Consider the following 19,460-nt stretch of genomic DNA (forward strand, 5'->3'; position numbering starts at 1 on the left):
CTCGCGAGATTCTTCGTCAGGTTAATTGTCGTCATCGTCTTGACCCGGATACGTTGGAATTCAGGTTTGCTTATCTCCTTAGAGCTCGGGGGCCGTCTTTGCGATGCCTGCGAGGCGGCTTTCGGGCTTCAGCGCCAGCCGAGCGCGGGGGCGACGGTCGTGAGGATCGCCTCGATCACATGCACGTTGTAGGCGACGCCGAGTTGATTGGGGACGGTGAGGAGGAGCGTGTCGGCCTCGGCGATTGCTTCGTCTTTTCGGAGTTGCTCGATGAGTACCTCGGGTTCGGCAGCGTAGCCACGGCCGAAGACCGCACGGGTCGATGCGTCTATAAAGCCGATCTGGTCCGTCTCCTGCTTGCTGTGTCCGAAGTAGGCACGATCCATGTCATTCATGAGAGCGAAGATGCTTCGGCTGACGGAGACGCGGGGAACCCGAGTGTGTCCAGCCTCGGCCCATGCGGCGCGGAATGCCCGAATCTGGGCTGCCTGCTGGATGTGCAGGGGCTCTCCAGTTTCATCGAATTTGAGGGTCGAGCTTTGCAGGTTCATGCCTTGGTTCGCAGCCCAAACCGCAGTGGCATTGGAGGCCGAGCCCCACCAGATCCGCTCGCGCAGGCCATCGGAAAAAGGCTCCAGGCGTAGAAGGCCCGGTGGGTTCGGGAACATCGGCCGCGGGGCGGGCTTCGCAAACCCTTGACCGTTCAAGAGGTCCAGATACTCCTCGGTATGGCGCCGGCCCATAGCGGCATCATCTTCGCCTGGAGCTGGGTTGTAGCCAAAATGACGCCAGCCTTCGATGACCTGCTCCGGCGATCCCCGGCTGATGCCAAGTTGCAGGCGTCCGCCGGAGATCAGATCGGCCGCAGAAGAATCCTCCGCCATGTAATGCGGGTTCTCATAGCGCATATCGATGACGCCTGTACCGATCTCGATGGTTCGGGTGCGTGCGCCAACGGCGGCGAGCAGAGGGAAGGGCGACGATAACTGACGCGCAAAGTGATGGACGCGGAAGTAAGCGCCGTCGGCTCCGAGGCGCTCCGCTTCGACAGCAAGATCAATCGACTGCAGGAGTACGTCGGCCGCCGAGCGTGTCTGCGATTGTGGGGAAGGCGTCCAGTGGCCGAAAGACAAAAAGCCAATCTTCTTCATAGAGATTAAGATTCTCGACATCCCCGAAAGATGCGGTAGCGATGTTTGAGACGTGTAACGCTGGATGATTCGAGAATGCCGCCATGAGAGAGCTTTGGCTACTGGCACGACAGATGTTCCGGGGGCGCTTTCTCGGGCTCCACGATCGGGTGTCGCCTGTACTCTGATCCACAGAGTCCTTTTAAAAGGTGGGAACGCCTTCTTCCACTACGAGCTGGTCTACGTCGATGTTGAGGGCGTAGCCGAGTTTGCGGAAGTCGTCTTTCCATTCTTTCGACCAGTATGTTGGGTCTGAGCGGCGGAGGAGGTCGTTCCAGATGTTCTGGGATTGCCAGAGGTTGATCTCCAGCGGCATCGCGCGGATGGAGTCGGCGATGAATAGGGTCTTCTGGAGGGCGATGCGGGCGGAGTGTTCGCCGGAGAGGGCGGCTTCGAGGTGGACCATGGCGCGCTTCATGCGCTGGCTGGCAGCGAAGTTGAGGGTGGGAAGGTCGAGGGTGACCTGGTCGGTGTGGGCGCGGGCGAAGAGGCTGTCGAACTCGACGGTGTCGAATTCGGGGGCTTCGAAGGCGCGGCGCATGCTGGCGTTGATGGCGAAGCTGGCCGCGAGGGCGAGAGCGGGCGGGGCGGTCATGCCGGATTCGGTGAGGAAGTGGAGGAGTGAGGCGTGGTCCTCGTAGATGGTGCGAAGGGAGTTCTCCATCTCCTCGAGGGTTTGGTCAAGGATGGTGCGGAGGATGCGGTTCTGCTCGTCGGCGAAGAGGCTGGTGAGCGAATAGGCTAGGTCGCCGAACTGACGGTCGATGAGGCGGATGATCTCGGGGAGGTTGGCGCGGCGGATGGCGGCGCGGACATCGTTGCAGAAGGCATCGAAGGCGGCAATGTCAGCGGGTTCTTCGGCGTTGTAGCGCTTGACGGCGGCGGAGAGGTTCTGGTCGCCGAGGTGAAGGACGGCGAAGCACATCTCTTCGGTCTCCTCGGTGACGCGGGAGCGGATGCGGGCGCGGCCGAGGGAGACTTTGCCGCGGCCTGAGGTGAAGTTCTCCTGGGCGTCGCGGTGGACGTCAAAACAGAAGAGCTCGCCGTCCTCAGGGTAGGCGCGGAAGACGGAGCTGATGGCGTAGTGGGCTCCGACCTGCTCGAGACCGATGCGCATGGGGGTGACGTGCTTGCGGTAGATCTGGGCTCCGTCGCCCTCCTCGGGGAGGTTGCTCTTGGCCAGTGCGAGCTTCTCGAGGAAGACGGCTTCGAGCGCGGCGCCGGGTTCGCCGAAGAGCTTGGCGGCGAGCTGAAGGACGCGGCCGGCGTAGGCGATGATCTGGACGGTTTCGATGCCGGAGATCTCGTCGAAGAACCATCCGCACGAGGTGTACATGAGCTGGGTGTGGCGTTCGAGTTCGAGGAGCTCGAAGACGACGACGCGCTCGTCGGGGTTGAGCTCGCGGATGGCGTGTTCTTTGAGGAAGGCATCGGTCGCGGCTGGAGAGCGGTCGAGAACGACATCGATGTAGGCGTCGCGGGCGGTCCAGAGATCCTTGAGGCAGGTTTCGGCGAACTTTTCGGCAAGGGGGGCGGAGGCATCGCGGAGGTAGTCGAGGGCGTCGCGGAGGGGGCCGCGCCAGAGCTGGTTCATGCCGGGCTTACCGCCATTGCATCCGCAGTTGGAGCGCCAGCGCTCGACGCCGTGGAAGCAGGACCAGCTTGTGTCTTCGGCGACCTCGGCCTCCCAGTGGGGCGGGAAGAGGTCGAGGAACTCGCCGTAGTTGGTGAGCTTGGCGTGGCCTTCGGACTCGATCCAGTGCATGGCGTAGGAGAGCGCCATCTCGCCGTGCTTGTGGTGGTGACCGTAGGATTCGCCGTCGGTGGCGACGTGGGAGAGCTGGGCCTTATCGGGATCGTTAGGATTGTCGGGATGGAAGCCGCCGAGAAGACGGCGGGCGAAGGTCTCGCCGGAGTTGAGCAAGCCCTCAAAGGCTATGGCGCGGGAACCGGGGCCGTCGTAGAAGAAGACGTTGATGCTGCGGCCCTCGTCGAGCTTGACGAGGTAGGCGTGGGTAGGGTCGACGGTGGCGTCTGGGGTGCCGATCCAGTCGTTTGGTTTCTTGATTGGGGTGGGCGCAGGTTTGCCGGGAACGAGGGAGATGGGAAGGTCCGGGGACTCTTCCTGGATCAGGGGGCGAATGCGGGCACACTGGTTGGGAGCGAGGATAGTGAACTTGATGCCTTCGCGGGCCATGAGGTCGAGCACGGCGCGGTTGACGGCGGTTTCGGCGAGCCACATGCCCTCGGGACGGCGATGGAAGCGATGGACGAAGTCGGCGATGCCCCAGCGGATCTGGGTGATGGCGTCACGCTCGCTGGCGAGGGGCATGATGATGTGGTTGTAGACCTGGGCCATGGCGGAGCCGTGTCCGCCGTAGCGGAGGATGCTGGCCTTATCGGCGTCGAGGATGGTGCGATAGGCGCGAGGGGCCTTGTCGTGGAGCCAGCTCAGGAGGGTGGGGCCAAAGTTGAAGCTCATCCGCGAATAGTTGTTGACGATACGGATGATCTGGTTTTCGAGGTTGGTGATGCGCGAGGCTCCGTTGGGGGCGTAACACTCGGCGGTGATGCGGTCGTTCCAGTCGTGGTAGGGGGCGGCGGAGTCCTGGACCTCGACGGTCTCGAGCCAGGGGTTTTCGCGCGGCGGCTGGTAGAAGTGTCCGTGGATGCAGACGTAGCGTGGGTGGGTCGCCTGGTCGTGGGGAGGAATGGGAGGTTGAGCCGCGGCCTTCTTCTGCTTCTGGCGTGCGTCGAAACTATAGAGGGTCAGTCGGTTTCTTCTCATGGTCGTTCTGATGCCTTTGGACGCTCCCGATTGTACGCGGGCGCTATGGGATTTCGGCTATGGCCCCAAGGTGGGATGCTATGGATCAGGGCTGGGCGGGGGCTTTCGGGTTGGCGAGATCGCAGGCGCGCCACATGTACCAGCTCGCGACCGACCGCCAGGGCTGCCACCGTTTGGCACGCTTTTCCATGTCGGCGGGGGTGGGGAGGTCCGCTGGCGTCACCTTCTTTGTCGGCTTGAGGCCCTGGAAAGTGAGAGCGAAGCCTTTGCGGACGCCGTAGTCGGTGACGGGGAGGACGTCCGGTCGCCCAAGGCGGAAGATGAGCATCATTTCGACGGTCCATTTACCGATGCCGCGCACCTGGGTGAGGTGCTCGATGATGTCGTCGTCGGACATGCGGCGGATGCGGGCGAGGGTGGGGACAGTCCCATCCAGTGTCTTGGCGGCGAGGTCGCGGAGGGCGAGGGCCTTGTTGTGGGAGAGGCCGGCGAGTCGGAGTTGCTCGTTGGGTGCGTCCAGGATGTGTTGAGGGTCCGGGTGGATGCCGATGCCGACGAGGTCTTCGAAGGAAGCGATAAGGCGAGCGTGGATGGCTGCGGCTGCCTTGCCATGGAGCTGCTGGTAGATGATGGATTGGACGAGGGATTCAAACGGGGAGAGGGTGCTGCCGATCTTGAGGGTGAAGGGTCCGGCGCGCTCGATCAGGCCGCCGAGTTTGGGGTCGGCCTTGGTGAGTTCGGCGAGGGCGCTCGCGATGTCGTAGCGTGGCGAGCGAGGGGCGGCGACGAGGCGGGGCATGGTCTTTCAAAGTATCAGCTACCTTGCGTTCAGGGAGGTCTGAGGGGTGACAGAGCCTCAGCCAGGCGGAGATTTACTCAGTCGCGAGCGGGAAGAGAAACTGGCCGAATTATGCGATGACTGAAGAGTCATCCCAGTTCAAGGCGTTCGAACATCGGCCGTCCAAAACTCGGCCCAAAGTGGTCGCATTTCCAATTCCGGACGATTCTTTTCGTGACTATATATAGTGGTTTTTTGGCGTGCCGCTGCCAGAACAGCACGAGATACTGGGGGTGGGTTTTCGCATCGATCCGATAATCGATGCCTCTTTTCGCCAAAAGTTAGAGTGCGTGTTCTGAAGCACTTGGCAAAGAAAATCTGACTGCTATACTCGGAACTTCTTAGGCTAGTTTTCCACGGTTGGTCTCGAACGTAACCATCCGAAGGTTCCGGAAGCCCGGAACAAAACGTCCGGGAACGGACAAAAACTTAAACTGCTGGCGCTTGTGGACGCGTTGAGCGACCGGCGTATGCGGCCCCGGACGAGCTTCAGGAACACAAGGATCACGCTCCATCGGCACCTTTGGATGGCCGCGAAACGGTAGAACGCAGAACTTCCAGATCTTCTTAGAAGACGCAGAGGAAGCAGGAAAGCACTCATGGCGCAAGTTTTTGACCGTAGTTCGAACGCGCTGGCCCGGATGAGCCTGGTCTTGACGGGCTTGATCGTCATCGCGCTCGGCGTTGCCCTGGACCAGTTGCAACGGTCGCCGTGGGTGACCAAGCAGGGGCAGAGGCCGGACCAGCCCATCCCGTTCAGCCACAAGCATCACGTCGAGGGTCTCGGCCTGCAGTGCCAGTACTGCCACACCTCGGTGGAGAAGTCGAGCTACGCGGGTATTCCACCAACCAAGACCTGTATCAACTGCCACTCGCAGATCTGGACGAACGCGGCGCTGCTTGAGCCGGTCCGGCAGAGCTGGGCGACGGGGGCATCGGTGCAGTGGATCAAGGTTCACGACCTTCCCGACTACGTCTATTTCAACCACTCGATCCACGTGAACAAGGGCATCGGATGCGCGAGCTGCCATGGCCGTGTCGACGAGATGCCGCTGATGTATCAGCAGAACACGCTACAGATGGAGTGGTGCCTGAACTGTCATCGCAACCCGGCTGTTAACCTCCGGCCGACGAGCGAGATCTACAACATGGCGTGGGCTGGTCCCTCAACCGACAAGCCGGTCTGGTGCGGTTCGACCGGCAAGGGCGGACCGACGGCGCAGAGCGTAGCCTGCACCACGGTGGATCCGAGTAAGGGTGGACCTGAGGTAGCCATGCTACAGGCGGGCACGAAGATTCAGCCGCACCCGATTTCGGGTGAAGGCCAGACGGTGACGGACGGACCTCCGGCGGGCACGATCGCGATGCCGATCAGCTACCAGAAGTTCACCAGCCAGATCGACCTCGGCCACTACCTGGTGGGTCAGTACCATATCCGCACGCCGAACGAGCTCGCGAGCTGCGAGGTGTGCCACCGATGAACACGAATCAGACGAATGTGACGGAAAGCAACCAGATGGCGTCAGCGATGGACAATTCGGGACGGGTAGAAGTGGTGGAGGCGATCGAAGCGGTCGCTCAGCCGGTTCAGAGCCCAACGGTCGTGACGGCGATTGCGCCGGCGAAGCTGACGCTTGCCCAGGTGCAGGCTAAGCTCGACGGCAAGACGGGCAAGCGATTCTGGAAGAATCTCGACGAACTGGCAGAGACACCGGCATTTCACGAGTTGATGGCCGAAGAGTTTCCGCGGCAGTCGATGGGTGGGACGAGCGAGTGGGTCGACGCTGTCAGCCGCCGCGGCTTCCTGAAGGTCATGGGCGCGTCGATGGCGTTGGCCGGGATCGCCGGTTGCACCAAGCAGCCTGACGAACCGATCTTTCCGTACGTGAAGCAGCCCGAGGATCTCGTTCTCGGCAAGCCGATGTACTTCTCGACCGCGTACCCCTTTCCGACCGGCGCGATTCCGGTGCTGGTGAAGACGGATGCGTTCCGCCCGATCAAGATCGAAGGCAACCCGGACCACCCGGCGTCGAAAGGTAAGAGCGATGCGTTTACGCAGGCGACACTTCTGGATCTGTACGATCCGGATCGGTCGCAGCATGCGCTCTATCGTGGCGCGGCCGATAGCTTTGGCCGGTTCCAACAAGTGTTTGCAACCGCTGCCAAGAAGAGTTCCGGTGGGCAGGGAATCTACTTCCTGAGTGAGACGATTACGTCCCCGACGCTGGCGGCGCAGTGGAAGCAGGTGCAGACGGCCTATCCGCAGGCGAAGCTGATCCAGTGGGAGCCGATCAATCGGGATGCGAGCCGCTCGGCCTCGAAGGCTGCTTTCGGAAGCTACACGGATGCTCAGTACAAGCTCGAAGATGCCGATGTCATTCTTTCGCTCGACGCGGATTTCCTCGGCGGAATTGCTCATCCCGGATTCCTGACGCTGGCGGCCACCTACGGCGAACGTCATCGTTACGAAGAAGACAAGCCGATGAACCGCCTGTACGTCGTCGAGAGCCTTCCGACGGTGACTGGCTTTAAGGCGGAACACAGGCTGGCGCTCAAGCCAAGCCAGATCGCGGGCTTTGCGACAGCGCTCGCGGGCGGTTCGACTCCGGCAGGGCTGACGCCGGAACAGCAAAAGTTCTTCAGTGCGCTGCAGGCTGACCTGAAGCAGAACGGCGGCAAGGCTGTTGTGATTCCCGGTGAGCAGGCTTCACCGGCCGTTCATGCCGCCGCTTACGCGCTGAACAATGCGATTGGCGCGGTAGGGAAGACTGTGGTTTACACCGAGACCGTAAACCCGATCCCGACGGAGCAGACGGCAGACCTGATGTCTCTGGTTGCGGATATGAGCGCGGGCCGCGTGCAGTGGCTGGTGATGCTTGGCGTCAACCCGATCTACTCGGCTCCGGCTGACCTTGGCTTCGCGGATGCCTTCAACAAGGTTCCGATGACGGTTCACCTCGGAAGCCATGTCGACGAGACAGGTACGATCTCGAACTGGCACATCAACAAGGCACACTACCTCGAGAGCTGGTCGGATGCGCGGGCATACGACGGCACGATCACGGTCATCCAGCCCATGATCGATCCACTCTATGGGGGCAAGTCGGCGCACGATATCTTTCAGGTGCTGCTCGATCCGAGCAAGTCCGGTTACGACGTGGTGCAGGCGAACGCGAAGACTTACATCCAGGGCGACTTTTCCGCGGGATGGCGGAAGGCGTTGCACGATGGCTGGGTCCAGGGGACGGCGTTCACTCCGAAGACCGCTACTCCCGGCGCGGCTCCGGGTGGTTCGATGCCGGCAGCTCCGACTGGTTCCGGCGCGATTGAGGTTTCGTTCAAAGCGGATCCTTCTCTCTATGACGGGCGCTTCGCAAACGTCGGCTGGCTGCAGGAACTTCCGAAGCAGATCACGAACCTGAGCTGGGATAACGCTGCGCTGATCAGCATGAAGACGATGCTGGAGATGAAGATCGAAGAGGGCGACCTCATCGAGATCACGCGTGGCGGGCGGACTGTCACCGCGCCGGTGCTGGCTTCGCCTGGACATCCGGATGGGGCGATCACGGTTCATCTTGGGCTGGGACGTGGTGCCGCTGCAGGCCGCGTGGCTACGGATGTGGGCTTCAATGCCTATCCTCTGCGCACGACCGACGCGCTTTCCTACGCGCTTGATGCGACGGTGAAGAAGGGCTCGGGGACGTACGACCTGTGCGTGACCAAGGTCCACAACATCGAGCATCGCGGCAGCTTCGCGCAGCATGATCTGAACCAGAAGCTGTCGGACAAGGAAGGCACCTACTCGCTCGCCGGACACGAGGCGGAGGAGCGCGGGATTATTCGCTATGCCACCTTGGAAGAGGCGAAGAAAGAGCCCAATTTTGCCCATGAGGGTGCAAGCGGGACGCAAGTTGACAAGGTCGGCTATATGCCAATCGGCGAGAAGCCCGGCCATGAAGACAGTTTCTTCCCGGATGCGTGGAACTACAAGAAGACGGATGCATCGTCTGGCAAGATCCAGAATGCCTGGGGCATGTCGATCGATCTGAATAGCTGCGTCGGCTGCAATGCCTGCATCGTCGCCTGCTACGCGGAGAACAACATCGCTGTGGTTGGACGGGAGCAGGTCAAGGTCGGCCGCAATATGCAGTGGCTCCGGATCGATACCTACTTTGAGGGGGATCTGAGTTCACCGCGTGCGCACTTTCAGCCGATGGCTTGCCAGCACTGCGAGAACGCGGGCTGCGAACAGGTTTGCCCGGTCGGCGCAACGGTTCATACCCCCGAAGGCATCAACACGATGGTCTATAACCGGTGCGTAGGAACCCGCTACTGCTCGAACAACTGCGCCTACAAGGTTCGCCGGTTCAACTTCCTGCTGTACTCGGACTACGACACGGAGAGCCTCAAGTTCATGAGGAACCCGGATGTCACGGTTCGTTCGCGCGGTGTGATGGAAAAGTGCAGTTACTGCATCCAGCGCATTGAGGCGGCGAAGATCGATGCCGACAAGGAAAACCGCGAGGTTCGCGACGGGGATATCGTCACGGCATGCCAGCAGTCCTGCCCGACATCGGCGATCGTCTTCGGGAATATCAACGATCCCGAAAGCAAGGTCGCCAAGCTGAAGGCGAAGGAACGCGACTACCAGGTGCTGGCCGACCTGAACTACCGCCCGCGTACGACGTACACGGCCGGCGTCATCAACCCGAATCCGGAGCTGGCATAAATGGCGACCAAAGGACCAATCGTTGACCCTATGATTGACCCGCGTACCGGAGAGTACGCGGTCATCGCGCCGGGCCACAACTTCAAGTCGGTGACGCAGAAGATCGGCGGAATCGTGCTGACGGGGAACACTCCGCTGGCGTGGTTCTTCGGGCTGATCGTCGCGGCGGGCGTGGCACAGGGTGTGATCGTCGGCATCACCTGGCTGTTCCTGAAGGGCATCGGAATCTGGGGTGTGACGATCCCAGGCGCCTGGGGATTCGCCATCATCAACTTTGTGTGGTGGATTGGTATCGGTCACGCCGGTACGCTGATCTCGGCCATCCTGCTCCTGTTCAAGCAGACGTGGCGGAACTCGATCAACCGGTTTGCGGAAGCCATGACGATCTTTGCGGTCGTCTGCGCCGGAACCTTTCCGCTGATCCACGTTGGCCGTCCATGGCTTGCGTACTGGCTCTTCCCGTATCCGAACACGATGAACGTGTGGCCGCAGTTCCGGTCGCCGCTATGCTGGGACGTCTTCGCTGTTTCAACATACGCGACTATTTCGATCGTTTTCTGGTACGTCGGCATGATTCCCGACTTCGGCACACTACGCGACCGCGCGACGATGCCGCTGGCAAAAGCTGCTTACGGGGTACTTTCGCTGGGCTGGCGCGGATCGACGCGGCACTGGATCCGCTATGAGACGGCTTCGCTTCTCCTGGCAGGACTATCAACGCCTCTCGTGCTCTCGGTACACACGGTCATCAGCTTCGACTTCGCGGTCGCAGCGCTGGCTGGATGGCATACGACAATCTTCCCGCCTTACTTTGTGGCCGGCGCTATCTACTCCGGATTCGCGATGGTGCTGACACTGGCAATTCCGATCCGGAAGTTTTACCACTTGGAAGACCTGGTGACGCTGCGCCATCTCGACAACATGGCGAAGGTCATGCTCGGGACCGGGCTGATCGTGGCCTACGGGTACGGCATGGAGGTTTTCATGGCCTGGTACTCGGCGAGCCATTGGGAGTTCTTCATGATGTGGAACCGGATGTTCGGCCCGCTGGGCTGGGGCTACTGGATCCTTATCCTGACGAACATCGCAATCCCGCTGACGACGCTTTGGTCGCGCAAGTTGCGGGTGAATGTCGGGTTCCTGTTCGTGTTGTCGTTCATCGTGAACATCGGTATGTGGTTTGAGCGCTTCGTCATCGTCGTGACCAGCCTCTACCGCGACTACCTGCCGTCAAGCTGGGGAACATACAAGGCGACGCGGTGGGATTACATGATCTTTATTGGAACGTGGGGCCTCTTCACCTTCCTGTTCCTCCTGTTCGCTCGCTTCCTCCCGATGATCCCGATGTCGGAGATCCGGATGATGCTTCCGCAGACGAAGGTGACGCGACAGGGACCGGAAGCAGAGACCACCGTTGAGGAGACCGCCTGATGCCGCCGCGCGAAGGAATTTACGGATTGATCGCGGAGTTCAATACGCCCTCCGAACTGGTCTACGCGACTGAACAGGCACGCGCCGCAGGCTACCGCCGGATGGAATGTTACACTCCGTACCCGGTAGAAGAAGCCGCGGAGGCGCTGCACTTCCACAAGACTCGTGTGCCGCTGGTTTGCTTGCTGGGTGGTTTGATGGGCGTGACGACGGCGTTCTTGATGGAGACGTGGATCTCGGTCTATGGGTATCCGCTGAACATCGCGGGACGTCCATTGTTCTCATGGCCGGCATTCATCATTCCGGCGTATGAGTGGACGATTCTTTTCGCCGGTCTTTCGGCCGCCTTCGGCATGCTCGCCCTGAATGGCCTTCCCCAGCTCTACCATCCGGTCTTCAACGCAGCAAACTTCCGCAATGGCGCGACGACGGACAAGTTTTTCCTTTGCCTGGAAGCGACCGACCCGAAGTTTTCCTTGACCGAGACGCGTGCGTTTCTCGAGAAGTTTCCCGCAGTCTCCGTCGTGGAGGTGGATCATTAATACGCAGCTCACAGCAACTCCGGTCCAACTCCAGACCCCTGCGAAGGGACGCATCGCCGCCAGGGTGATGGCTGCCTGTGCGACAGTGACGCTACTCTTCAGCATCGGCTGTCGGCAGGACATGCATGATCAGCCGAAGTTCGTTCCCCAGCGCGGTACTGACTTCTTTGCCGATGGCCGTTCGGCGCGTCCGCAGGTCGAGAACACCGTGGCTCGCGGTCAGCTTCGGGAAGACAGCTACTTCTACACCGGCATGATCAACGGCAAGGAGGGTGATGTGATGCCCTTCCCGGTGACCGCCGCCGTGATGCAGCGGGGACAGGAGCGGTACAACATCTACTGCACACCCTGTCACTCTCGCGTTGGAAACGGTGCTGGCATGATCGTCGAGCGCGGATACCGTCCGGCGGGTAACTTCCACACGGCGCGCATGCAGGCTTCGAATCTCGGACACTTCTTCGACGTGATGACCAACGGCTATGGATCGATGCCGGACTACGCGGCGCAGCTTACGCCCGAAGACCGCTGGGCTGTTGTGGCCTACATCAAGGCGCTGCAATTGAGCCAGAACGCGAGACAGTCGGATGTAGCCTCGGGCGCGACGGTTCAGCCGCTTGGCGCGATTGCGGAGCGCGAGGGTTTCCCGAAAGAATTTGCCTCCGAGTGGGCCCTTCCGTCGACTGCCATCTACGGCACGCCGAACAACCAGGATAACGGGATTCCCGGCCAAATGATGAGTCCTGCTCCGGGAGCAGCCTCAAAGTCTACTTCGCCGACACCTCCAGCCGCGTCGAAGCCAAATGCACTGGCCGCCCCGTCGGGCGATTCGCCCAAACAGTAACGATCTTTCCGATCTCCGAATGAAGGCCTGAACTCATGTCATCTGGACACGAACAACACGGGGAAGCCGGCAGCCACGCAATGGCGGCCCATCATGGCCCACGTATCCTGCCCGCGGTTTTGAGCGCTCCGACGCTCGTTGCAGCCTGGCGTAGGCGCGCGCTGCTGATCGCGGCCATCTCGGGCGTGGTTTCCTTGCTCTTCTTTTTTGTCGCCGGCGGGCCAATCCACATTCTCCGCGCCTACCTCCTCGGCTTCATGACATGCTTCGGGTTTGCGGGCGGCGGACTTGTGCTGCTGATGCTGCAGTATGTCTCTGGCGGTAAGTGGGGTCTTCTTCTCCGCCGGCCGCTCGAAGCGATGAGCCGGACGCTGGTGCTCGTGTTCGTAATGTGGATCCCGATCGCGGTCTGCATGAAGCAGCTTTACCAGTGGGCAGCGTTTCCGACGGATGCCGATACAGCGCGCGGCCTAGCACAGCACCTGATGACCAAGGAGCAGGCCCTGACCATGATTGCCAAGCGCGTCATGCTCAATCCGGTCGCGTTTGTGGTGCAATCCTTGCTCGTGTTCGGAATTCTCGGACTCTTTGCGTTTCTGCTCAATAAATGGTCGCTCGACCGGGATAACGATCCGGCGCGAGGAACCGAACCCAGTTACGACCGGTGGCGGACACGATTTGAGAATCTGAGCGGGCCTGGAATCTTCCTCTACGTCGTGCTCCTGACGGATGGGGCAATCATCTGGATCATGTCGCTCGATGTGACTTGGTACTCCTCGATCTGGGGCCTGCAGTTCCTCGTTGGCCAAGGGTTCGCGGTGTTCGCACTGAGTATCCTGACGGTCATCAAGCTCTCGAAGGTTGAGCCGATGGCGACCCTGCTGCGCAAGACCGAGCAGCACGACCTCGGAAAGCTGGCCTTCGCCTTCGTGATGCTGAACATCTATCTTTCGTTTGCCGAGTTCCTGATCATCTGGTCGGGGAACGTACCGGACGAGATTCCCTGGTACCTGAACCGGATTCATGGTGGCTGGTGGTATATCTGCTCACTGGACTTCGTCTGCCATTGGCTGATCCCATTCTGTCTCTTGCTTTCGCGGGACCTCAAGCGCGACAAGCGCCGGTTGTCCCTGCTGGCGTGCTTCATGATCTTCGCGCGTTGCGTGGACATGTTCTGGCTCATCGAGCCGAACTTTCCGGATGCGGCTGGAAACCTTCACCTAAGCGGCAATATCGGGATCCTGGCTTACATCACGGTTCCACTGTGCGTGCTGTCTCTCTGGGCTGCCTACTACTTGACAGAACTCAATAAGCGGCCGCTGATCGCTACGAATGATCCTCACCTCGAGGAGATGCTGGAGGCCGAACATGCCCACTGATAACCACGATCTCGGCAAGAACGTCGCTGGCGGCACGCCGCCAGCCTCCGATCAAAAGTCCGGCAGCCCTGGCTACGAGCTAACCGACGTCAACGTCAACGGCGTGGTGGTCTTCCTTGGCGGGCTGATCGGCTTCGTGTTCGTGTTCTTCTTCTTCTGCTTCCTCATGGGCCGGGTTATCAACACCCAGTTCCTCAAGCAGGACGGCGAAGCGACGAAGTGGCGTCGCGAAGCGGGGGGCGTCGACACCGATCGCAAGCGGCAGAATCTCGCCAGCAATCCGGAGATGGACCAGAAGGAGCTGCAGAAGATGACGGCGATCTTCCCGACTCCGCGGCTGGATGTGGATGACGGGAATCAGTCCATCGCCGATATGCATGCTCGCGAAGACCTTCTGCTCGACCACTACAGCACTGTGAACGGAATGCCGGGCTCTGTTCGGATCCCTATCGATCGGGCGATGCAGCTAATCGTTGAACGCGGTCTTCCGGTCGCTGTGGCAAGCGGACCCAAGACGATACTTGCAGGTGATGAGCAGCCGAGTGTGCAGGCTCCGCTGACAACAGGATTCGCGCGTACCGGTTACGAACTCGACACGATCGAAGCCCGGGCTCAGAAGATGAGCTACACGAAGGCCGCTGGCGAAAGCCATGCGGAGCTGGTTCCCCAGAAGTAGCGCAATGGATGTAACGCACTAGGATTAAAAGAGACAATATGAAGCTGGCGGAGACAAACCGGATGAAGCAACGCGGGTGGCGGATGCCGCTGTTGGCGGGTCTTGCGTTTTCGGTCTGTCTACACTCTGGCCTGCTGGGTGCCCAAGTATCGTCCTACGGCGACAAAGAGACAGGCCAGAATACCGGCGATCAGCTCCCGACAGTTCTTCAGAAAGTTGGGGTGGAGCAGCACCTCAACCAGCAGCTCCCAATGAATGCGGCCTTCATCGACGACACCGGCAAGCAGGTTACGCTGGGTAACTACTTCGGAAAGCATCCGGCAATCGTTTCGATGGTGTACTACAACTGCCCGATGCTTTGCTCGGAAGAACTGGATGGCCTAACGGGCGCGCTCGAGATGGTGAAGCTCATTCCGGGTAAGGACTTCGAGGTCGTGATCATCAGCATTGATCCAACCGAAACCCCGGCGCTTGCGGCGAAGAAGAAAGAATTTTATCTCAAGCGTTATGGACATCCCGAGACGGCGGCCGGATGGCATTTCCTGACTGGACAGACCCCGGCGATCGACGCGGTTTCGTCCGCAATCGGTTTTGGATACGTCAAGGTTCCTGGGCTGGATGGAAGGCTTTCGCAATTCGCCCATGCGAGTTCTATTGAATTGGTCACGACGAGCGGTAAGGTCGCCCAATACTACCTGGGCGTGGAGTACTCGCCGAAAGACGTGCTGCTTGGGCTAATCGACGCTTCGGGAAACAAGATTGGTTCGCCCGTCGCAAATATTCTGACGTACTGCTACCACTATGATCCGACGACCAACAAGCACTCCCTGATCGTGGCGCGCGTGGTGCAGTTCGGCGGCATGGTGACGATGGCTGGACTCGGTGGATTTATCTTCCTGATGTTTCGGCGGGATTTGAAGCTCGGGCGTGACCACGACCTGACAAGAGATACAACGGATAAAGGGTAACGATGCATATCAGTCCAGTCTTGTGGCAATTTCTGGTGAAGTGGCTCACCGCCTCCGCGTTGTTCCCGCGAGAGGCGTCCACGATAGCGCCTTACATGGACGCGCTTTACTTCTTCCTTCTGGCGATGACGATTCTCGGTCTCGTCTTGGTAGGCGCATTGCTGACGTTCTTCTCGATCCGCTATCGCAAAGAGCGGAATCCGGTGGCGACGCACATTGAAGGATCGACCCTCCTCGAGGCGACGTGGACGATCATTCCTCTCGCGATCTTCCTGGTCTGTTTCGTTTGGGGAGCGCTCCTTTATTTCCGCATCTACTCCCCGCCGGTCAACGCGATGAACATTTATGTTGTCGGCAAGCAGTGGATGTGGAAGGCCGAGCATCCAGGGGGGCAGCACGAGATCAACGCGCTGCACGTTCCTATCGGGAAACCGGTTCAGCTCACGATGATTTCACAGGACGTGTTCCACAGCTTCTCGATCCCGGATTTCCGCGTCAAGCGCGAGGTGATTCCCGGACGCTATTCGACGGTGTGGTTCGAGGCTACGACCCCGGGTACGTATCACATCTTTTGCACCCAATACTGCGGAACGCAACACTCCGGGATGATCGGTGAAGTAACCGCGCTCACGCCAGACGACTACCAAAAGTGGACTCAAGAGTCGACGAGCGGAATGTCTCTTGCGCAGAACGGGGAACGGTTGTTTGCCAGCATGGGCTGCAATGCGTGCCATTCAGGATCCGCCGCCGCACGCGGGCCGAATCTCGCTGGTGTCTACGGATCGAAGCTGCAACTGGCGAATGGCTCGCAGGTTCTGGTGAACGATGCCTACCTCCGGGATGCTATCCTCAACCCGTCACAGCACGTTACGGCCGGCTTCGCTCCGATCATGCCGACTTATCAGGGACAGATCAGCGAGGACGGTCTGATCGATCTCGTCGAATTTGTGAAGAATATGCCAACTAACTACCGTGTCCAGCAGACGCTGGTCACCTCGCAGTCCGATCAGACGGCGCCGACAGCGTCGGGGATGGTGAAGCCATGAGTACCTCAACGACTACGATCTTGAATCTTCCGGATCAGGCCACCGCGACGCTTCCGAAGAGGAACTATCTCAATGCCGAGCATGGGCTGTTGAGCTGGCTCTTCACGGGCGATCATAAGCGGATTGCGATGCTGTACCTGTTTTCGATCACGTTCTTCTTCTTCATCGGCGGCGCGTTCGCCGGCCTGATCCGGCTGGAGTTGCTGACGCCGCAGCCGGACCTGGTGGCCTCGGACACGTATAACAAGTTCTTCACGATGCATGGCATCATCATGATCTTCCTGTTTCTGGTGCCATCGGTTCCGGCGACGCTTGGAAACTTCCTCATCCCGATCATGCTGGGCGCGAAAGATCTGGCGTTTCCGAAGATCAACTTGCTGAGCTGGTATCTGTACATGGCTGGCGGAACGTTTACGCTAGCTGCACTCGTGCTCGGTGGCGTGGATACGGGCTGGACATTTACTACTCCCCTGTCGACGCACTACCTGAATACGCATGTGATTACGGCGGCGACCGCGATATTCATCGCTGGCTTCAGTTCCATCTTTACCGGGCTGAACTTCATCGTGACAATCCACCGCATGCGCGCTCCGGGTATGACGTGGTTTCGGATGCCTCTGTTCGTCTGGTCCAACTACGCGGCCTCCATCCTGATGGTACTTGGAACCCCGGTACTCGCGATTGCGATCGTGCTTGTGGCCCTTGAACGGACGATCGGGATTGGTGTTTTCGACCCGACCAAGGGTGGTGACCCGCTCCTCTTCCAGCATCTCTTCTGGTTCTACTCGCACCCGGCGGTGTACATCATGATCCTTCCGGGTATGGGCGTGATCTCGGAAGTGATCAGTACCTTTAGCCGGAAGCGGGTGTTCGGATACACAGCCGTCGCGTTCTCCTCAGTGGCCATTGCTCTGTTCGGGTTCTTCGTATGGGCGCACCATATGTTCATCATGGGTGTGTCGAATTACTCGGCCCTGGTCTTCTCGCTGCTCACGATGCTCGTCGCGGTCCCTTCGGCAATCAAGATTTTCAACTGGGCATTCACGCTGCAGAAGGGCTCGCTTACGTTCGAGACTCCCATGCTTTACGCGTTCGGATTTATGGGGCTCTTCACGATCGGCGGTCTGACGGGCGTGTTCCTCGGGTCGCTTGGAATGGACATTCACCTGACCGAGACCTACTTCATCGTGGCTCACTTCCACTTCGTCATGGTGGGAGGGATGCTGATGGCGTTCCTGGCCGGCGTGCACTTTTGGTGGCCGAAGATGACCGGCCGGATGTATCCAGAGTCGCTCTCGAAGCTTGCGGCTGTAACGACGTTCATCGGCTTCAACCTTACATTCCTTCCGCAGTTCATCCTGGGCTATCTGGGTATGCCGCGCCGCTATCACTCATACCCACAAGAGTTCCAGGTGCTGAATGTTCTCTCGACGGCTGGCGCGACTGTCTTGGGCGTGGGCTATTTGCTGCCGATGATTTACCTCGGATGGTCGCTGAAATATGGCGCGATCGCTGGGAACAATCCGTGGCAGGCGACCGGACTTGAGTGGCAGATTCAGTCTCCTCCGCTTACCGAGAATTTCCTTGTGACCCCAATTATGGATCACGAAGCATACGATTACGAGTGGCTGGCTCACAAGACAGAACAAGAGGTAACGACCGTTGGCTAACACGATCGCAACCACACATGATTCGCTGCACCCGACGCTTGAGCATCCCCATGTTCATGATGAGCACGTTGTGCTGCCGCAGCATCGCCACCATTTCGAGACCGAGAATCAGCAGCGCGAAGCCGGAAGCTTCGGTATGTGGCTCTTTCTGCTGACCGAAATCATGTTCTTCGGCGGGTTGTTCTTCGCTTACCTGCTTTACAGGAACTGGTACTATCCGGCGTTCGCCTCGGCGTCCAATCAATTGTCGGTGCCGCTGGGTGCGTTCAACACCGTTATTCTAATTTCTTCGGGTTTCTGCATGGCTCTCGGCGTCTATTACGCTGAAGTGCGGCAGAAGACGATGCTCGTTGCGATGTTGATACTCACCACATTCTTCGGCGTCGTCTTTCTTGGCGTAAAGGGCGTGGAGTACCACGAGAAGTGGGAAAAGCACCATATTCCGGGGTCGAGTTTTGACATCTCGGAGTTTGTTAACCCCCCAATCGACGCGAAGACGGGTAAGGCGACGGAAGAACCACTCGCTCCCGATATGGCCCAGAAGACTCAGGTCTTCTTTTTCCTTTACTTTGCAATGACGGGTATGCACGCGCTGCATATGATCATTGGAATTGCGGTCCTTGGCTGGCTCACATGGAGAGCGCACAGGTTTGAGTTCTCGAATGGTTATGTCGCTCCTATCGAGAATTTTGGCTTGTATTGGCATTTCGTCGATATCGTGTGGCTCTTCCTCTTTCCTTTGCTGTATCTCATCAACCGGCATCCATTGAAATAGAAACCGTGTCGCGCTGCGCGCGCGGAAAGGCCACAAATAATGTCCGAAGTTCATGATGAATCCAATGTGACCGATCCGGAACACGCAGATCATCACATCGTCTCGCCGCTCCAGTATTCGTACGTCTTCGGCACACTGCTCGTGTTCACCGCGATTACAGTGGGTGCTGCATATGTCGATTTGAAGTGGCTCAACCCCGTGATCGCGCTTGGGATCGCGAGCTTCAAGGCCGTCGTCGTCATTCTCTTCTTCATGCACGTGAAGTATCAGTCGCGTCTGATCAAGATGACCGTTGGGGCAGGCTTCTTTACCTTCTTCGTCCTGATCATGATGACAATGAGCGACTACATCAGCCGCGCCTGGGGCAACTGGTAAGGTAGGCGTATTCCTGAGGAAAGGGCGCCCCCCCGGGCGCCTTTTCTGCGCCTGGATGGCTGTCGCACCGACTCCTCAGGGTCGGGCTGCCTATCTTTGCCGGTTGAAGTACTTCGATTCGGATGGTGCGGGCGAAACTTCGTTCCAATAATCGCGTCTCAAGAAGGCGTGCCTTTCTAAAATGGGGGTGCTCAAAGCATTCGTGTCCGCGT

15 protein-coding genes are annotated in these 19,460 nt (G+C 59.4%); 12 read left to right on the plus strand and 3 right to left on the minus strand.

Going from position 1 to position 19,460, the window contains the following annotated elements:
• Positions 1-128 precede the first annotated feature (128 nt).
• The 3 genes from GRAN_RS08670 to GRAN_RS08680 form a co-directional block, all read right to left on the minus strand.
• On the minus strand, positions 129-1,151 hold the full coding sequence (locus tag GRAN_RS08670) for an LLM class flavin-dependent oxidoreductase (RefSeq protein ID WP_128912500.1): 1,023 nt from the start codon (positions 1,149-1,151) through the stop codon (positions 129-131).
• Between the two features lie 181 nt (positions 1,152-1,332).
• Positions 1,333-3,978 carry a DUF3536 domain-containing protein gene (locus GRAN_RS08675; protein ID WP_128912501.1) on the minus strand — a complete coding sequence of 882 codons (2,646 nt, stop codon included), beginning with the start codon at positions 3,976-3,978 and terminating at the stop codon, positions 1,333-1,335.
• Positions 3,979-4,063: 85 nt separating this feature from the next.
• Complete coding sequence (locus tag GRAN_RS08680) at positions 4,064-4,777, minus strand: DNA-3-methyladenine glycosylase family protein (protein ID WP_128912502.1); 714 nt, start codon at positions 4,775-4,777, stop codon at positions 4,064-4,066.
• A 638-nt stretch (positions 4,778-5,415) separates the two neighbouring features.
• Here GRAN_RS08680 and GRAN_RS08685 point away from each other — a divergent pair.
• Genes GRAN_RS08685 through GRAN_RS08740 form a run of 12 tightly spaced genes read left to right on the plus strand, consistent with a single transcriptional unit; the run spans position 5,416 to position 19,248 of the window.
• Positions 5,416-6,297 carry a cytochrome c3 family protein gene (locus GRAN_RS08685; RefSeq protein WP_128912503.1) on the plus strand — a complete coding sequence of 294 codons (882 nt, stop codon included), beginning with the start codon at positions 5,416-5,418 and terminating at the stop codon, positions 6,295-6,297.
• Entirely contained in the window at positions 6,294-9,545 is a 3,252-nt protein-coding gene (locus GRAN_RS08690) for a TAT-variant-translocated molybdopterin oxidoreductase (RefSeq protein WP_241654415.1), read from the plus strand. The genes GRAN_RS08685 and GRAN_RS08690 overlap by 4 nt, the downstream gene beginning before the upstream one ends.
• Positions 9,546-10,976, plus strand: a complete 1,431-nt coding sequence (gene nrfD, locus GRAN_RS08695) for an NrfD/PsrC family molybdoenzyme membrane anchor subunit (RefSeq protein WP_128912504.1) — start codon at positions 9,546-9,548, stop codon at positions 10,974-10,976. It abuts the gene before it with no gap.
• Positions 10,976-11,518: a DUF3341 domain-containing protein gene (locus GRAN_RS08700; protein ID WP_128912505.1), complete on the plus strand. Its 543-nt coding sequence runs from the start codon at positions 10,976-10,978 to the stop codon at positions 11,516-11,518. The genes nrfD and GRAN_RS08700 overlap by 1 nt, the downstream gene beginning before the upstream one ends.
• Positions 11,466-12,359, plus strand: a complete 894-nt coding sequence (locus GRAN_RS08705) for a c-type cytochrome (protein WP_241654416.1) — start codon at positions 11,466-11,468, stop codon at positions 12,357-12,359. Before GRAN_RS08700 ends, GRAN_RS08705 begins: the two co-directional genes overlap by 53 nt.
• Positions 12,360-12,394: 35 nt before the next feature.
• Positions 12,395-13,738 carry a hypothetical protein gene (locus tag GRAN_RS08710; protein WP_128912506.1) on the plus strand — a complete coding sequence of 448 codons (1,344 nt, stop codon included), beginning with the start codon at positions 12,395-12,397 and terminating at the stop codon, positions 13,736-13,738.
• A complete protein-coding gene (locus GRAN_RS08715) occupies positions 13,728-14,414 on the plus strand; it encodes a hypothetical protein (protein ID WP_128912507.1) in 687 nt (228 codons plus the stop codon). The genes GRAN_RS08710 and GRAN_RS08715 overlap by 11 nt, the downstream gene beginning before the upstream one ends.
• A 38-nt stretch (positions 14,415-14,452) precedes the next feature.
• Entirely contained in the window at positions 14,453-15,382 is a 930-nt protein-coding gene (locus GRAN_RS08720) for an SCO family protein (RefSeq protein ID WP_128912508.1), read from the plus strand.
• A 2-nt stretch (positions 15,383-15,384) separates the two neighbouring features.
• On the plus strand, positions 15,385-16,428 hold the full coding sequence (gene coxB / locus GRAN_RS08725) for a cytochrome c oxidase subunit II (RefSeq protein WP_128912509.1): 1,044 nt from the start codon (positions 15,385-15,387) through the stop codon (positions 16,426-16,428).
• Positions 16,425-18,098: a cytochrome c oxidase subunit I gene (locus GRAN_RS08730; RefSeq protein ID WP_128912510.1), complete on the plus strand. Its 1,674-nt coding sequence runs from the start codon at positions 16,425-16,427 to the stop codon at positions 18,096-18,098. The genes coxB and GRAN_RS08730 overlap by 4 nt, the downstream gene beginning before the upstream one ends.
• Entirely contained in the window at positions 18,091-18,873 is a 783-nt protein-coding gene (locus GRAN_RS08735; protein WP_421800783.1) for a cytochrome c oxidase subunit 3 family protein, read from the plus strand. Before GRAN_RS08730 ends, GRAN_RS08735 begins: the two co-directional genes overlap by 8 nt.
• Before the next feature lie 39 nt (positions 18,874-18,912).
• Entirely contained in the window at positions 18,913-19,248 is a 336-nt protein-coding gene (locus GRAN_RS08740) for a cytochrome C oxidase subunit IV family protein (protein ID WP_128912511.1), read from the plus strand.
• The last annotated feature ends 212 nt before the right edge of the window (positions 19,249-19,460 follow it).

It is taken from the genome of Granulicella sibirica, from assembly GCF_004115155.1.
In the GTDB taxonomy this organism is placed as follows: Bacteria; Acidobacteriota; Terriglobia; order Terriglobales; family Acidobacteriaceae; genus Edaphobacter; species Edaphobacter sibiricus.

Bases quoted from the DNA above. Each gene is read 5' to 3' on its own strand.
- GRAN_RS08700 (WP_128912505.1), top strand. From the start codon at position 10,976: ATGCCGCCGCGCGAAGGAATTTACGGATTGATCGCGGAGTTCAATACG.
- GRAN_RS08685 (WP_128912503.1), top strand. From the start codon at position 5,416: ATGGCGCAAGTTTTTGACCGTAGTTCGAACGCGCTGGCCCGGATGAGC.
- coxB (WP_128912509.1), top strand. From the start codon at position 15,385: ATGCATATCAGTCCAGTCTTGTGGCAATTTCTGGTGAAGTGGCTCACC.
- GRAN_RS08710 (WP_128912506.1), top strand. From the start codon at position 12,395: ATGTCATCTGGACACGAACAACACGGGGAAGCCGGCAGCCACGCAATG.
- GRAN_RS08740 (WP_128912511.1), top strand. From the start codon at position 18,913: ATGTCCGAAGTTCATGATGAATCCAATGTGACCGATCCGGAACACGCA.
- GRAN_RS08715 (WP_128912507.1), top strand. From the start codon at position 13,728: ATGCCCACTGATAACCACGATCTCGGCAAGAACGTCGCTGGCGGCACG.
- GRAN_RS08720 (WP_128912508.1), top strand. From the start codon at position 14,453: ATGAAGCTGGCGGAGACAAACCGGATGAAGCAACGCGGGTGGCGGATG.
- GRAN_RS08670 (WP_128912500.1), bottom strand. From the start codon at position 1,151: ATGAAGAAGATTGGCTTTTTGTCTTTCGGCCACTGGACGCCTTCCCCA.
- GRAN_RS08680 (WP_128912502.1), bottom strand. From the start codon at position 4,777: ATGCCCCGCCTCGTCGCCGCCCCTCGCTCGCCACGCTACGACATCGCG.
- GRAN_RS08675 (WP_128912501.1), bottom strand. From the start codon at position 3,978: ATGAGAAGAAACCGACTGACCCTCTATAGTTTCGACGCACGCCAGAAG.
- nrfD (WP_128912504.1), top strand. From the start codon at position 9,546: ATGGCGACCAAAGGACCAATCGTTGACCCTATGATTGACCCGCGTACC.
- GRAN_RS08730 (WP_128912510.1), top strand. From the start codon at position 16,425: ATGAGTACCTCAACGACTACGATCTTGAATCTTCCGGATCAGGCCACC.
- GRAN_RS08690 (WP_241654415.1), top strand. From the start codon at position 6,294: ATGAACACGAATCAGACGAATGTGACGGAAAGCAACCAGATGGCGTCA.